Annotated in this window: 11 protein-coding genes; 8 read left to right on the top strand and 3 right to left on the bottom strand. The window is 74.5% G+C overall.

What is annotated here, in order from left to right; translation table 11 throughout:
* Positions 1–77 precede the first annotated feature (77 nt).
* From ACUY4T_RS07565 to paaZ, 5 genes are all read left to right on the top strand, one after another.
* Positions 78–2,042, top strand: a complete 1,965-nt coding sequence (locus ACUY4T_RS07565; RefSeq protein WP_446018313.1) for a DEAD/DEAH box helicase — start codon at positions 78–80, stop codon at positions 2,040–2,042.
* 477 nt (positions 2,043–2,519) lie between these two features.
* Positions 2,520–3,722, top strand: a complete 1,203-nt coding sequence (locus tag ACUY4T_RS07570) for a thiolase family protein (RefSeq protein ID WP_446018314.1) — start codon at positions 2,520–2,522, stop codon at positions 3,720–3,722.
* On the top strand, positions 3,719–4,501 hold the full coding sequence (locus tag ACUY4T_RS07575; RefSeq protein ID WP_446018315.1) for an enoyl-CoA hydratase/isomerase family protein: 783 nt from the start codon (positions 3,719–3,721) through the stop codon (positions 4,499–4,501). Before ACUY4T_RS07570 ends, ACUY4T_RS07575 begins: the two co-directional genes overlap by 4 nt.
* Before the next feature lie 2 nt (positions 4,502–4,503).
* A complete protein-coding gene (locus tag ACUY4T_RS07580) occupies positions 4,504–5,370 on the top strand; it encodes a 3-hydroxyacyl-CoA dehydrogenase family protein (protein WP_446018419.1) in 867 nt (288 codons plus the stop codon).
* Between the two features lie 20 nt (positions 5,371–5,390).
* Positions 5,391–7,466 (top strand): phenylacetic acid degradation bifunctional protein PaaZ, encoded by a 2,076-nt coding sequence (gene paaZ / locus ACUY4T_RS07585; protein WP_446018316.1) that lies wholly within the window; start codon positions 5,391–5,393, stop codon positions 7,464–7,466.
* 31 nt (positions 7,467–7,497) lie between these two features.
* Here paaZ and ACUY4T_RS07590 read toward each other — a convergent pair whose 3' ends face one another.
* The gene (locus ACUY4T_RS07590; RefSeq protein ID WP_446018317.1) at positions 7,498–9,630 is read right to left on the bottom strand and encodes a RecQ family ATP-dependent DNA helicase; all 2,133 of its coding nucleotides are present in this window, start codon (positions 9,628–9,630) and stop codon (positions 7,498–7,500) included.
* Positions 9,631–9,722: 92 nt separating this feature from the next.
* On the opposite strand from ACUY4T_RS07590, the gene ACUY4T_RS07595 reads away from it, so the two are divergent.
* The 3 genes from ACUY4T_RS07595 to ACUY4T_RS07605 are packed head-to-tail and all read left to right on the top strand — an operon-like array spanning position 9,723 to position 11,811.
* The gene (locus ACUY4T_RS07595; RefSeq protein WP_446018318.1) at positions 9,723–10,295 is read left to right on the top strand and encodes a TetR/AcrR family transcriptional regulator; all 573 of its coding nucleotides are present in this window, start codon (positions 9,723–9,725) and stop codon (positions 10,293–10,295) included.
* Positions 10,292–11,032: an ABC transporter ATP-binding protein gene (locus tag ACUY4T_RS07600; protein WP_446018319.1), complete on the top strand. Its 741-nt coding sequence runs from the start codon at positions 10,292–10,294 to the stop codon at positions 11,030–11,032. Before ACUY4T_RS07595 ends, ACUY4T_RS07600 begins: the two co-directional genes overlap by 4 nt.
* Positions 11,029–11,811: an ABC transporter permease gene (locus ACUY4T_RS07605; RefSeq protein ID WP_446018320.1), complete on the top strand. Its 783-nt coding sequence runs from the start codon at positions 11,029–11,031 to the stop codon at positions 11,809–11,811. The genes ACUY4T_RS07600 and ACUY4T_RS07605 overlap by 4 nt, the downstream gene beginning before the upstream one ends.
* 22 nt (positions 11,812–11,833) lie before the next feature.
* Here the strand turns inward: ACUY4T_RS07605 and ACUY4T_RS07610 are convergent, their stop codons facing one another.
* A complete protein-coding gene (locus tag ACUY4T_RS07610) occupies positions 11,834–12,601 on the bottom strand; it encodes an SGNH/GDSL hydrolase family protein (RefSeq protein WP_446018321.1) in 768 nt (255 codons plus the stop codon).
* A 14-nt stretch (positions 12,602–12,615) separates the two neighbouring features.
* Entirely contained in the window at positions 12,616–13,254 is a 639-nt protein-coding gene (locus tag ACUY4T_RS07615; protein WP_446018322.1) for a TetR/AcrR family transcriptional regulator, read from the bottom strand.
* Between the last annotated feature and the right edge of the window lie 9 nt (positions 13,255–13,263).

The following is a 13,263-nucleotide window of genomic DNA, read 5'->3' on the forward strand; positions in this document are numbered from 1 at the left end:
GCCCGGGTTCTCAGTCAGGCTGCGCACGAGGTGCGGGCCTGCCTGCCATGTACACGAGTACAACCCAGGAAGCACCCATGCCGAAGAACAAGAAGCCCGCGGGCGGACGTCCCGCCAAGAACTTCGACCCCTCCTACGCCAAGGGCGGCCGGTCGCGCGGCGCGACCGCGCAGAAGCCGGGCTCGCGCAGCCCGGGCCACCGCGGCTACCGCGCGGATGAGGCCGTCGCCCCGCGCAAGGCGCGCTGGAGCCGCGAGGAGCGCGTCGAGTCGGGGCGCACCCCGCACCGCGCCGACCGGCCCGGTCGCGACCGTGACGACCGTGCGCCGCGCCGGTTCGACCGCGACGACCGCGCGCCGCGTCGGTTCGACCGCGACGACCGTGCCCCGCGTCGGTTCGACCGTGACGACCGTGCGCCGCGCCGGTTCGACCGCGACGACCGTGCGCCGCGTCGCGACCGTGACGACCGTCCCGCGCGCTCGTTCGACCGTGACGACCGCAGCCCTCGTCGGTTCGACCGCGACGAGCGTGCCCCGCGCCGGTTCGACCGTGACGACCGTGCCCCGCGCCGGTTCGACCGCGACGACCGTGCGCCGCGTCGCGACCGCGACGATCGTCCCGCGCGCTCGTTCGACCGCGACGACCGCGGCCCTCGTCGGTTCGACCGCGATGACCGCGCCCCGCGCCGTGACCGCGATGACCGCGCCCCCCGCCGCGACCGCGAGTTCGACCGCCCCGGCTTCCGCGACTCCGAGCGACGGCCGTCCTCGTTCTACCCCTCCGCGGACCGCGGCGAGCGCTACGCGCCGGCCGACGACGTCGTGCTCGAGCGACTCGAGGCCGAGGCCATCCGCGCCGAGGAGGTCGACGGCATCGGCTTCGCCGACCTGGGCCTCGGCGGCAACATCGTCCGTGCGCTGAAGGAACTGGGCGCCGAGACCCCGTTCCCCATCCAGGCCGCCACCATCCCCGTGGTCCTCGAGGGCCGCGACGTGCTCGGCCGCGGTCGCACCGGTTCGGGCAAGACCATCGCGTTCGGCGCCCCGACCGTCGAGCGGCTCATGAAGCTCTGGGCCGAGAACGGCGGCCGGTCCGGCGGCAAGCGCCAGTTCGGCCGCAAGCCGCGTGCGCTGATCCTCGCGCCGACCCGCGAGCTCGCGCTGCAGATCGACCGCACCGTGCAGCCGATCGCGCAGAGCGTCGGACTGTTCACCACGCAGATCTACGGCGGCGTCCCGCAGGGCCGCCAGGTCGGCGCCCTCCAGCGCGGCGTCGACATCGTCATCGGCACGCCCGGCCGGGTCGAGGACCTCATCGAGCAGGGACGCCTCGACCTCAGCGAGGTCGCGATCACGATCCTCGACGAGGCCGACCACATGTGCGACCTCGGCTTCCTCGAGCCGGTGCAGCGGATCATCCGCCGCACGGCCCCCGACGGCCAGAAGCTCCTGTTCTCGGCGACGCTCGACGCAGGCGTGGCCGCGCTCGTCGACGAGTTCCTCGTCGACCCGGCCGTGCACGAGGTCGCCGGCGAGGACCAGTCCTCCGGCACGATCGAGCACCGCGTGTTCGTCATCGACAACCGCGACAAGCGCGACATCGTGGCGCAGCTGGCCGACCGCGAGGGCAAGACCCTGGTGTTCTCGCGCACGCGCGCCTTCGCCGAGGACCTCACCGACCACCTCGCCGACGCCGGCATCCTCGCGGTGGCGCTGCACGGCGACCTCAACCAGGCCAAGCGCACGCGCAACCTGCAGCAGCTCACGAGCGGCCGGGTCGACGTGCTCGTCGCGACGGATGTCGCCGCGCGCGGCATCCACGTCGACGACATCGACCTGGTCATCCAGGCCGACGCGCCCGACGAGTACAAGACGTACCTGCACCGCTCGGGCCGCACCGGTCGCGCCGGTCGCGAGGGTCGCGTCGTGACCCTGATCCCGCGCAACCGCCAGCGTCGCCTCGCCGACCTGCTCGGCCGTGCCGAGATCGAGGTCGACTTCGAGGACGTGCGCCTCGGCGACGAGCTGCTCAGCGCGCTCTGACCCGCTCGCCGCGACGGCACTCGCACGGAGGGCCCCGACCGCCACGGTCGGGGCCCTCCGTCGTATGCGCTTCTCAGGACGACACGCCGAGTGCCCTGGGATCGACCGGCGTGTCGTCCTGAGAACGGTGCTGAAACGGGCGGAGGCTCCTGAGAACGGTGCCGAACCGGGCCGAACGCGGCGGAGGCTCCTGAGAACGGTGCCGAACCGGGCGGAGGCTCCTGAGAACGGTGCCGAAACGGCCGGAGGCTCCTGAGAACGGTGCCGGAACGGCCGGAGGCTCCTGAGAACGGTGCGACGTGCCGGGGTTCGGGGTCGCACGCCGGCCGGCGACGGCGTCCGCCGACTGGCGCATGCGGCATCCGTTCGGCATACTTACTGACTGAACGGTCGGTTGTGAATGCACAACCGGGAGCGGATGCCGCGCTCGCCGCGCGCCGGCGACGGACATCCCCGACAACGTGGTCAGGAGAGAGCATGGCGGACGCGTACCTCGTCGGCGGAGTGCGGACCCCGGTGGGTCGCTACGGGGGAGCGCTCGCGAGCGTGCGCCCCGACGACCTCGCGAGCCTCGTCGTCGGCGAGGCCGTGCGCCGTGCCGGGCTCGAGCAGGCCGCGATCGAGGCGGGGGCCGTCGACGAGATCATCCTCGGCGCCGCCAACCAGGCCGGCGAGGACAACCGGAACGTCGCCCGCATGTCGGTACTGCTCGCGGGCCTGCCCGACTCAGTGCCCGGCATCACGGTGAACCGGCTCTGCGCCTCGGGCATGTCGGCGATCACGATGGCCGCGCAGGCGATCCGGTCCGGCGACGCCGACCTCATCGTCGCCGGCGGCGTCGAGTCGATGACCCGCGCGCCCTGGGTGCAGGCCAAGCCAGAGAAGCCCTGGGCCAAGCCCGGCGAGGCGTACGACACGTCGATCGGATGGCGCTTCCCGAACCCGAAGCTCCTCGCCCGCGAGAAGGCGACCTACTCGATGCCCGAGACCGCCGAGGAGGTCGCCCGCGTCGACGGCATCACGCGCGAGGACGCCGACGCCTTCGCGCTCCGGAGCCAGCAGCGCGCCGCCGCCGCGATCGACGCAGGCCGGTTCGAGGCCGAGATCGTCGGCGTGCCCACCGCGCGCGGCGAGGTGCTCGTCGACGAGGGCCCGCGGCGCGACACGTCGCTCGAGGTGCTCGCGGGCCTCCGCCCGGTCGTGAAGGGCGGCTCCGTCGTCACCGCCGGCAACTCGAGCTCGCTGAACGATGGCGCATCCGCGATCGTGGTCGCGAGCGAGGCCGCCGTGGAGAAGTACGGGCTCCGGCCGCGCGCCCGCGTGGTGGTCGGCGCCTCGGCGGGCCTCGCCCCCGAGGTCATGGGCCTCGGGCCCGTCCCGGCCACCGAGAAGGCGCTCGCCCGGGCGGGGCTCTCGGTGGGCGACCTCGGCTCGATCGAGCTCAACGAGGCGTTCGCGACGCAGTCGCTCGCCTCGATGCGCCGGCTCGAGCTCGACCCCGAGCGGGTCAACGCCGACGGCGGCGCGATCGCCCTGGGCCATCCGCTGGGCTCCTCCGGCGCGCGCCTCGTCGTGACCCTCCTCGGCCGCATGGAGCGCGAGGGCTCGCGCTACGGCCTCGCGACGATGTGCGTCGGCGTCGGGCAGGGCTCGGCGCTGATCGTCGAGGGCGTGCGATGAACCCGCCGGATGTCGCGGTCTCGCCCGACGCGCCCGCGCCGCTGCTCGTCGAACGCGCCGCCGATCGCGTCGTCGCCACGCTGAACCGGCCCGACAAGCGCAATGCGATCGACCAGGCCACGATCGACGCGCTGCACGCGCTCTGCGACGAGCTCGAGGCCGATCCGCGCATCCTGGTCCTCGCCGGGTCGGGCGGCGTGTTCGCCTCCGGCGCCGACATCGCCCAGCTCCGCGAGCGACGCGCGGCCGACGCGCTCGCGGGCATCAACGCCAACGCCTTCGTGCGCGTCAACGAGCTCCCGATGCCGGTCATCGCGGCCGTCGAGGGGTGGGCGCTCGGCGGGGGCGCCGAGCTCGCCTACGCCGCCGACATCCGCATCGCCGCGCCCGACGCCCGCTTCGGCAATCCCGAGACGGGCCTCGGCATCATCCCCGCCGCCGGCGCGACCTGGCGGCTGAAGGAGATCGTGGGCGAGGCCCGCGCCGCCGAGCTGCTGCTCACCGGCCGGATCGTCGACGCGGCCGAGGCGCTCTCGATCGGGCTGGTCACGGGCGTGCACCCCGCCGCCGACCTCCTCGCCGAGGCGCACGCGATCGCCGATCGCATCGCCGCGAACGACCCGGCGGCGACCATCGCGACCAAGCAGGTCCTGCGCGCCCCGCGCGCCGACCACCCGCGCGTCGACCTCGAGGAGCAGGCCGTGCTCTTCGAGAGCCCCGAGAAGCACCGGCGCATGACGGATTTCCTGGAGCGCCGGACGAGGAGGAGCGCAGAGTGAGCATCGACACGACACCCACCGCACCCGAGCGGGTCGGCGTGCTCGGCGGCGGCCGGATGGGCGCGGGCATCGCGCACGCGTTCCTGCTCGCCGGCTCGCACGTCGTCGTCGTCGAGCGCGACGACGATGCCGCGGAGGCCGCGCGCGGGCGCGTGCTCGACTCGGTCGCGGCATCCGTCGCGCGCGGCACCACCGACGAGACCGCCGAGGCCATCGGCGCGCGGCTCGAGGTCGCGACCGACGTCGACGGATTCGCCGGCGCCGGGCTGGTCGTCGAGGCGGTGCCCGAGGAACTCGACCTGAAGCTCGACGCGCTCACCCGCGTCGAGGCGGTGCTCGCAGCGGATGCCGCGCTCGCGAGCAACACGTCGTCGATCTCGATCGACGAGCTCGCCGGCCGCCTCGACCGACCCGCGCGCTTCCTGGGGATGCACTTCTTCAACCCAGTGCCCGCGTCGGCGCTCGTGGAGGTCGTGCGGGGCGCGGAGACCGACGGCGCGCTCGTCGAGCAGGCCCGCGGCTGGGTGCAGGCGATCGGCAAGACGCCGATCATCGTGCACGACGCCCCCGGGTTCGCGTCGAGCCGGCTCGGGGTCGCGCTCGGGCTGGAGGCGATCCGCATGCTCGAGGAGGGCGTCGCCTCGGCCGAGGACATCGACGCCGCGATGACGCTCGGCTACAAGCACCCGGTGGGCCCGCTGAGGCTCACCGACCTCGTCGGCCTCGACGTGCGGCTCGGCATCGCCGAGTACCTCGCGGGCGAGCTCGGCGAGCGATTCGAACCGCCCGCCCTCCTGCGCCGCATGGTCGCCGAGGGCAAGCTCGGTCGCAAGACCGGCGAGGGCTTCTACCTGTGGGACGCGCAGTGACGCGCGGAGAGGACACGACGATGACCGACATCCTGCCCAGCTACGTCCGTGACGGATGGTGGACGCCGGGCGACGACGCCGCGGCATCCGCGACCGAGGTGCGCGACGCGTCGACCGGCGAGGTCGTCGCGCGCGTCTCGACCGAGGGCCTCGACCTCGGCGCGGTGCTCGAGCACGCGCGCACGGTCGGCCAGGCCTCGCTCGGCGCCCTCACGTTCCACCAGCGGGCGGTGCTGCTGAAGCAGATGGCGCTCGCGCTCACCGAGCGCAAGGCGGAGCTGTACGAGCTCTCGGCGCGCACGGGCGCGACCCAGCGCGACTCGTGGGTCGACGTCGACGGCGGCATCGGCGTGCTGTTCACCTACTCGTCGAAGGGGCGCCGCGAGATGCCCAACGGCAAGGTGCTCGTCGACGGCCCGGTCGAGCCGCTCTCGAAGGACGGCTCGTTCATCGGCCGCCACGTCTACACCCGCCTGCCGGGCGTCGCCGTGCAGATCAACGCGTTCAACTTCCCGGTGTGGGGCTCGCTCGAGAAGTTCGCGCCGGCGTTCCTCGCGGGCGTGCCCACGGTCGTGAAGCCCGCGACGCCCACCGGCTACCTCACCGAGGCCTACGTGCGCATCCTGGTCGAGTCGGGGCTCCTGCCCGAGGGCTCGCTCCAGCTCGTGTCGGGCAGCGTCCCCGACCTCTTCGAGCACCTCCGCCTCGGCGACCACGTCGCGTTCACCGGCTCGGCGTCGACCGCGGAGCGCCTCCGGGCGCACGACTCGGTGCAGACCGGCGGGGTGCGGTTCTCGAGCGAGACCGACTCGATCAACGCGTCGGTGCTCGGCACGGATGCCACGCCCGACACCCCGGAGTTCGACGCGTACGTCAAGCAGCTCGTCGTCGAGATGACGTCGAAGGCGGGGCAGAAGTGCACCGCGATCCGCCGGGCGATCGTGCCCGCGGCGTCCGTCGACGCGCTCGTGGACGCCGTGCGCGCGCGCCTCGCCGAGCGCGTGGTCGTCGGCGACCCGCGTGCCGAGGGCACCACCATGGGCCCGCTCGCCTCGACCGGGCAGCGCGACGAGGTGCTGCGCCAGGTCCGCCGGCTGCAGGAGGCCGGCGGCGAGCTGGTCGTCGGCTCCCTCGACGCGCCCGCGGGCGTCGACGCCGAGGGGGCGTTCGTGCAGCCCATGCTGCTGAAGTTCACGGATGCCGCCGCGCCGGCGGTGCACGAGGTCGAGGCGTTCGGCCCCGTGGCATCCGTCATCGCCTACGACTCGATCGCCGAGGCCGTGGACCTCGTCGCGCGGGGTGGCGGGTCGCTGGTCACGAGCGTCGCGACGCACGACCCCGAGGTCGCTGTCGCGCTCGCCACCGGCATCGCGCCGATGAACGGCCGGCTCCTGTTCCTCGACCGCGACGACGCGCGCTCCTCGACCGGCCACGGCTCGCCCGTGCCGCATCTCGTGCACGGCGGTCCGGGTCGCGCGGGCGGCAGCGAGGAACTCGGCGGCATCCGCGCGGTCAAGCACTACATGCAGCGCACCGCGGTGCAGGGCTCGCCGGCGATGCTGACGGCCCTGACGGGCGTGTGGCACGCCGGCGCCGAGGCGCGCCCGTACGAGGCGGCGGGCGAGCCGCACCCGTTCCGCAAGTCGCTCGCCGACCTGCGCATCGGCGACCAGGTCGCGTCGGCGCCGCGGACGGTGACGCTCGACGACATCGAGACGTTCGCGAACTTCACCGGCGACACGTTCTACGCGCACATGGACGAGGAGGCCGCGGCGGCGAACCCGTTCTTCCCCGGCCGGGTCGCCCACGGCTACCTGCTCGTCTCGTGGGCCGCAGGTCTGTTCGTGGATGCCGCGCCCGGTCCGGTGCTCGCCAACTCCGGCCTCGAGAACCTGCGCTTCATCACGCCCGTCTCGCCCGGCGACTCGATCCGCGTCGAGCTCACGGCGAAGGAGATCTCGCCGCGCGAGACCGACGAGTACGGCGAGGTGCGCTGGGACGCGGTGCTGAAGAACCAGGACGACGAGATCGTCGCGACCTACGACGTGCTCACGCTCGTCGCGAAGGAGCCGGCACCGGTGCCGCAGCCGGCGTAGCGCCCCGGGCCCGGCGGCCCTCGTGCTCCGCTCAGCCGCGGAGCGCGAGGGCGAAGGGCAGGACGCCCGCCGCGCCCGCCTGCCGGAGCGCGCGGGCGGCGACCGTGAGGGTCCAGCGGCTGTCGGCGAGGTCGTCGACGAGCAGCACCGGGCCGGCCGGTAGGTCGAGCCCATCGGCCGAGAAGCGGTTCCAGACCCCGGCGAGGCGGAACGCGCTGTTGCCGCCGGGTGCACCCGTCGGCCCGCCGTCGACGGGCGCGAGCGCGCCGAGGTACGGCAGGCGGCCGACCTCGGCGAGGCCGCGCGCGAGCGAGTCGACGAGCTGCGGGCGGGAGCGGGACGGCACGCAGACCACGGCGACCGGCCGTTCGGCCCAGCCCCAGTCGGCGAGCACGCGCACGCACGCCGCCATCACCTGCGGCGGAACGGGCGCGTCGGGCGCGCCCGACGCGAACAGTCCGCGCAGCGTGCCGCCCCACCCGAGGTCGGTGAGCCGGGCGAGGGCGCGCCCCTCGGTCGCCTGCTCGCCGGGCGGAATGCGTCCCTTCACGGGCACGCCCAGCCGGTCGGCGCCGGTCGGCCAGGCGCGCCGGGGCTCGATCGGCACGCCGACGCGATCGAGCGCGGCGGCCGCGGCCTCGGCGGCGCCCGACTCGAGCCCGCCCGGGTACCAGGCGCCGGCGCACGTGTCGCACCGGCCGCACGGTCGCGCGCTGTCGTCGTCGAGCGAGCGCTGGAGGAACGCCATGCGGCATCCGTCGGTCGTCTCGTACTCGATCATGTGCTGCTGCTCGGCCTCGCGCTCGGCCGCGATGCGCGCGTAGCGGTCGGCGTCGTACTCCCACCGCTCGCCCGTCGCGACCCAGCCGCCCTGCACGCGGCGCACGGCGCCGTCGACGTCGAGCACCTTCAGCAGCAGCTCGAGCTGGGTGCGGCGCACGTCGACGCGCGCCTCGAGGGCGGGGGTCGACAGCGGCACGTCGGAGAGCTCGGCGATGACGCGCCGCGCGCGCTCCTCGTCGGGCATCGACGCCGTGGCGAAGTAGTGCCAGATCGCCCGGTCCTCGGGGCCGGGCAGGAGCAGCACGTCGGCGTTGTCGCTCGCGCGGCCCGCCCGGCCGACCTGCTGGTAGTAGGCCACCGGCGACGACGGCGCCCCGAGGTGCACCACGAAGCCGAGGTCGGGCTTGTCGAAGCCCATGCCGAGCGCGCTCGTGGCGACGAGCGCCTTCACCTCGTTGCGCTTGAGCAGGCCCTCGGACTCCTCGCGCTCGTCGGGATCGGTCTGCCCCGTGTAGGCGCGCACGTCGTGGCCCCGCTCGCGCAGGAGCCTGGCGGTGTCGTTCGCGGCCGACACGGTGAGCGTGTAGACGATGCCCGAGCCGGGGAGGTCGTCGAGATGGCTCAGCAGCCACGCCAGCCGCGAGGGGGCATCGGGCAGGCGCAGCACGCCGAGCCGCAGCGACGTGCGGGCGAGCGGGCCGCGGATGGTCAGCACCTCGTCGCCGTGGCCGAGCTGCTCGGCGACGTCGGCCACGACCCGGCTGTTGGCGGTGGCGGTGGTCGCGAGCACCGGCACTCCGGAAGGGATCTCGGCGATCAGGTCGCGAAGCCGCCGGTAGTCGGGCCGGAAGTCGTGGCCCCAGTCGCTGATGCAGTGCGCCTCGTCGACCACGAGCAGCCCGATGCGCCGGACGAGCGCCGGCAGCTGCTGCTCGCGGAATGCCGGGTTGTTCAGACGCTCGGGCGAGACGAGCAGCACGTCGACCGCGTCGTCGGCGAGCCGCTGCTGCACGTCGGCCCACTCGTGCGGATTGGTCGAGTTGATCGCGACGGCGCGGACGCCCGCACGCCGGGCCGCCGCGATCTGGTCTCGCATGAGCGCGAGCAGCGGGGACACGAGCACGGTCGGTCCGCCGCCGCGTCGCCGGAGCAGCAGCGTCGCGACGAAGTACACGGCCGACTTGCCCCAGCCGGTGCGCTGCACGACCAGTGCGCGCCGCCGCCCCTCGACGAGGGCCTCGATCGCCTCGAACTGCCCGTCGTGGAACTCGGCGTCGGCGCGGCCCACGAGATCGCGGAGGGCCGCGAGCGCCTCGTCGCGGAGGCCGGCGCCCGCAGGTGGTTCGGCGGCAGGGGCGGCGTCGGCGACGGGTGGGGACATGCCACCAGCCTTGCGCATGCGGCTGACAGCGGTCGTCGGGAGCGCTGCCCGGAGCGCTTGACGCGCAAAATGTGAGTGACTAACATTCCACTGTGTCCACCGACCTCCCCGGCGCCGGCTCGAAGCGCGAGCGCACGCTCGCCGCCCTCGTCGAGCACGGCCTCGACCTCTTCGAGCGACAGGGCTACGACCAGACCACGGTCGCCCAGGTCGCCCGCGCCGCGGGCGTGACCGAGATGACGTTCTTCCGGTACTTCCCCGCGAAGGAGCACCTCGTGCTCGACGACCCCTACGACCCGGAGCTCACCGCGGCCGTCGCCGCGCAGCCGCGCGACCTGCCGCCGTTCATCCGCGCCGCCCGCGGCATCCGCTCGGCTTGGCGATCGCTGCCCGACCCCGAGACGCCGATCATCCGCCGGCGCATCCGCATCGTCGCCCGGACCCCGTCGCTGCGCGGGGCGATGTGGCGGAATACCGGCAACACGGAACGGGCGCTGGTCGGGCAGCTCGTGGCCGACGGCGCGAGCGCCGACGAGGCGCGCGTCGCCGCGGCGGCGGTGCTCGCGGCCCTCGTCGCGGGGTTGTTCCTCTGGGCCGACGGCGAGCACGACGCGCTCTCCGACGCGATCGAACGGGCCCTCGACGTGGTCGAGGCGCGCGCATGAACGCGGAACCCGGGTTCGAGGCCCGCGGACTGGTGCGCCGGTTCCGGGGCGGTGCGGGGCTGCACGGCATCGACCTCGACGTGGCACGCGGCGAGATCCACGCGCTCGTCGGCCTCAACGGCGCCGGCAAGACCACGCTCATGCGCCTGCTGCTCGGCATGCTCCGCCCCGACGCCGGCTCCGTGCGGGTCTGCGGCGTCGACGTCGCCGACGCGGATGCCGCGACCTGGGCGCGCGTCGGCCAGCTCGTCGAGCACCCGCTCGCCTACGCCGAGCTCACCGGGCGGGCGAACCTCGAGGTCGCCGCCCGGCTGCACGGCCTCGGGCGCGCGCGGGCGGCCGCGGCGGCGGTCGACCGGGTCATCGACGAGTTCGCACTCGCACGCTACGCGGGCGTGCGCGCGAGCCGCCTGTCGCTCGGCAACCGCCAGCGCGTCGGCATCGCCGGCGCGCTCCTCCACGACCCCGACGCGATCGTGCTCGACGAGCCCACCAACGGGCTCGACCCGGCCGGGGTCATCGTGCTGCGCGAGTCGCTGCTCCGCCGCGCGGCGGCCGGGGCGGGGATCCTCGTCTCGAGCCACCACCTCGACGAGGTGGCGCGCGTCGCCGATCGGATCACCGTCGTCAACGACGGCCGCGTCATCGGCTCGCTCGATCCCGGTGGCATCGACCTCGAGCGGGCGTTCTTCGCCCTGGTCCACGACGACGACGCCTCGAGGGGGGCCGCGGCATGAGCGGGCGTCGCGCCGCGCGCGCCGGCATCGGGCCGGCGATGGCCGTCGAGGCGCGCAAGGCCGTCGCCTCCCGCGTCATGGCCTCGACCACGGTGCTCCTCGTCGTCGGCGTGGGCGTGCTCGCCCTCGGCATGCTGCTCGGCGCGGCATCCGGCGACGAGCAGGTGGTCGCGAAGCTCGGTCCGCTCGCCGAGGAGACCGGCTGGGCGGGGCTCGTCGGCATCGTGCTGCAGATCACCGCGGCCGCCGGCGTCCTCGCGTTCGGCGTCGCGCTCAGCTGGATGTTCGGGCGCGAGTTCGCCGACGGCACCGTCGCCGCGCTCTTCGGCCTGCCCGTCTCCCGCCCGGCCGTCGCCCTCGCGAAGCTCGCGGTCTACTCGGCGTGGTCGCTCATCGTCGCCGCGGCCCTCACCGGGGTCGTCGCCGTCGTCGGCCTCGCCATGGGGTACGGCGCCGCGGATGCCGCGGGGGCGGCCGCGCTCGCGCGCATCCCCGTGCTCGTGGTGCTCTCCGCGATGGTCGCCGTTCCGGCCGCGTGGGTCGCGACGCTCGGTCGCGGCCTCCTGCCCGGGATCGCCGCGACCGTCGGCATCATCGTGATCGCCCAGGTCTCGGCCATCGCCGACGTGGGGGCATGGGTGCCGTTCGTCGCGCCGGCGCTGTGGGCGATCGCGCCCGAGGCCGTGCCGCCCGGCGCGCTCCTCACCGTGGCGACGGTGCCGCTCGTCTTCGGCGCGCTGTGCGCGGTCGCGTGGTCGCGCCTGCAGCTCGACCGATGACGCCCGCGAGGGGCCGTCCGCGTCAGTCGGCGTGCGACTCGATGACCGCGGCGAACCGCGCCGCGATGTAGGCGTACCCGGCGTCGTTCAGGTGCAGCCCGTCGCCGGAGTCGAAGCGCGGCGAGTTCCGCTCGTTGATCCACGCGGCGGGCAGCTCGGGGTCGATGAACGTCGCCTCGGCCTCGGCCGCCCCCTCGCGGACGGCGTCGAGACGGGCACTGCGCTGCACCCCGAGCGCGAGGGGCTCGAGCGGCCCGAACACCACGATCGCGGCATCCGGCCAGCGTTCCCGGGCGGCCTCGACCGCCTCGACGGTCGCGAGCACCTCCTCGCGGTGCGGGGCGAGGAAGTCGTTCAGCCCGCCCTGCAGCACGATGACGTCGTACTCGGCGCTGGAGGCGGCGTGCGCCGCGATGCGATCGCCGAAGGCGAGGCCGATCCGGCCGTCGGAGGCGTTGCCCTTGGTGAAGCCCGTTCCGCCGACCGCGTCGATCGTGGCGCGCCAGGAGAGGGCGTCGGCCGCGGTGCGCGCCCACCCCGCGTCGGGCTTCGAGGCGCCGACGCCCTCGGAGAACGAGTCGCCGATGATCAGCGCCGAGGGCGACTCGGGCAGCGTCGCGAGGGGGTCGGAGGGCACCTGCTCCTCGGGCGGCAGCTCGGATGACGCGAGCGGGTCGGCCACGATCATCACGCCCACCCCGGCGCCGAGCATCGCCCCGATCACGAGGGTCGCCGCGATCCGGGCGATCGCGAGCGCGCGCGAACGACGGGGCGGGGGCTGGTCGGGCACGGATCGATGCTAGATCACTCGTCGGGGGTCGGCCGACCCGACCCCGTCCGGGCGGTCGCCGGCACGCGCAATCCGTCGAGCGCGACGGCGATCACGTCGTCGGCCAGTCGCGCGGCGTCCTCGCGCCCACCGGGTCGGTACCACTCGACGATGGAGTTGATCATGCCGAACAGCAGCCGCTCCACGATGCGGCCGTCGATGTCGGTGCGCAGCGTGCCCTCGGCCTGGGCCGCCTCGACGAGGGCCATGACCCGCTTGTCGAAGGCGCGCCGGCGGGCGAGCGCGGTGCGTTCGACGTCGGTGTTGCCGCGGACTCGCAGCAGCAGGGTCACGTACGGCAGCTCGGCGACGAGCACGTGCACCGCGCCCCGGAGCACGTGGTCGAGCCGGTCGGCGGCGCTGCCCTCGGTCGCGGCGGCCTCGTCGAGCACGCCCTCGAGCGAGCCCAGCGCCTGGTCGAGCGCGCGCTCGAGGATCTCGTCCTTCGAGCCGAAGTGGTGGTAGATCGCGGACTTCGACAGGCCGAGCCGGTCGGCGAGCACGCCCATCGACGTGGCGTCGTAGCCGAACTCGTTGAACGCCGTCACCGCGACCTCGAGGATGCCCTGCTGGTCGTACCCCGGCCGGCCGCGCCGCGCCCCGTTCTCCGTCATCCGGTCCAG

This window comes from Agromyces arachidis (assembly GCF_052805135.1).